We start from the raw sequence: 1745 nt of genomic DNA on the forward strand, positions 1-1745 counted from the left end.
GGTCCACAGTGGACCGGACCCGACCGGACGGAGATCCCGGCGCTGACGGCAGCGCTTGGGCTTGCCACCCGTCTCGCGATCATCGACGACGTCGAACCGCTCCTTGTGGATCTCGTCGGTGATCGTCCGTTCCTCGGTGACCTGTTCCTTGCTGATGCGCAGCTTCTCGACCGCGACCCGCTCCTTGCTGACCACCGGACGCTCCTCGTAGAGCGTCATCTCGATCTCGGAGTCGGCCAGGTCGCCGGTCTGCCCGCTGAGCTTGGCCGCGTCCGCCTCGGTGATCGGCTCGCGCTCGATCCGCACTTCCTCGTGGCTCAGCGGAACCGTGACCTGCTGCTTCTCGGTCTCGACATGCTTGCGCAGGCGCACATGCCCGGCCTCGACGTTCTCCTTGCCGACCTTGAGCCGCTCCTCCGAGCGGATCATTGTCTGAGTGTCGTCCAGGCCCGCCCTGGGGTCGGCGGTGGTCGGGTTCGACATGCTCCTCGGCGGCGCGGTGCCCGCCATGCCCATCGCGGACCTGTCGGTGCCGTGCTTGCCGGTCGGGCGTCCGGCCATGCCGTCCTGGGCCATGCCGCCCTGGGCGCCGGTCATGCCGGTGCCGGTCACGGTCTGGCCGGGCTGCTGCCCGCCGGGCCGCGACACCGGACCTGTCGAGCCGCGCTGCATGGGCAGGCCGTAGTGGCGGCGCAGGTCCATGCCTTCCTGCTCGGTGAGGGTGCGCCCGGAGTCGATGTGCGGGGCGTCCTTCACCAGGCTCTTCGTACCCCGACCCGCAGGCCGTCGGTCTCCTCGCGGGCCCCGCTCAGCGGGACGAAAGACTCACGAGTGCCGAATAGTCCCGTCCGCACGGTCACCCATTCCGGCTCGTGCGACTGCTCGCCGATATAAACGGATTCCACTTGTCCGATGCGTTCGCCTTCCGGGTCGAATACATCGTGTCCGATTAGATCTTGCGGTTTCATGGAGATTGTCATCAGGTACCACCTCCTGTGAATCACACTTACCCGGTGCTGGTGGTCCTGCAACCTCGCGGCCTGGCGCTGAAGTGCTTGAATAATGCACTACGACACAGAGGGTGGAATGATCTGGGAAGATGTTCGGTAAATCTGATGGAGTAGACTCAGGGTTTATCGGAACGGTCGCGAACGGACACTGGCAGTAGAATTCCGCCTCCCTCGATCGGGTGGCACCCGCTACGGTGTGGATATTCCCCGGTCGGGCCGTGCGGATTCGTGCGGGGTCAGCGAGACCGGAATTCGGCGGCGAGTCGCTTGGGCGCCTTGGCCAACCACGCGTCCACGGTCAACTCCTCGAGTTCGTCGATTGCGATCTTGTCGAGCCGCACGAGGATGATGGCGTACCCGTCGAAGTGGGGAGTGGTGAAATAGACCTCGGGGTTGTCCGCGATCAAGGCGGCCTTTTCCCCGACATCGGCCACGTAGGCGGCCAGGATCGGGCCGTCGGGTGCGGAGTCCCCGAGAGCTGCCAGATCGGCGCGGCGCAGCGGACGCTCCCAGACGAAGCCTTTGCCTTTGACCCGCCACTGGATCATGGCCCGGGACGACTCTTCGGTGGTCTCGGGCAGTGACAGTGCTATCCGGCGGACGTCTTCCCAGGTGGCCATGCGCCGACTGTAGCGATCGGGCGGTTCCTTGGCAGCTGTGGCGGAGTGGTCGGGCAAGTCGGGGGCGATGTTCGTGGCGGAACGGGGTGGCGTGGCGGCCGGGGAGGGTCGGAGG

Annotated in this window: 3 protein-coding genes; all 3 read right to left on the reverse strand. The window is 66.1% G+C overall.

Annotation, left to right across the window (positions count from 1 at the left end; all coding sequences use genetic code 11):
- Positions 1-756, reverse strand: a 756-nt coding sequence (locus ACRDSQ_RS26650; protein WP_431424739.1) for a YsnF/AvaK domain-containing protein, incomplete at its 3' end; no start/stop codon positions are given.
- Positions 753-980 carry a PRC-barrel domain-containing protein gene (locus ACRDSQ_RS26655; protein ID WP_431424741.1) on the reverse strand — a complete coding sequence of 76 codons (228 nt, stop codon included), beginning with the start codon at positions 978-980 and terminating at the stop codon, positions 753-755. The genes ACRDSQ_RS26655 and ACRDSQ_RS26650, both read right to left, overlap by 4 nt.
- Positions 981-1246: 266 nt before the next feature.
- On the reverse strand, positions 1247-1745 hold a 499-nt coding region (locus tag ACRDSQ_RS26660; RefSeq protein ID WP_431424743.1), incomplete at its 5' end, for an MmcQ/YjbR family DNA-binding protein.

It is taken from the genome of Actinokineospora sp. (assembly GCF_050699995.1).
GTDB lineage: Bacteria > Actinomycetota > Actinomycetes > Mycobacteriales > Pseudonocardiaceae > Actinokineospora.

Coding starts and splice junctions, on each gene's coding strand:
- ACRDSQ_RS26655 (WP_431424741.1), bottom strand. CDS start 980: ATGACAATCTCCATGAAACCGCAAGATCTAATCGGACACGATGTATTC.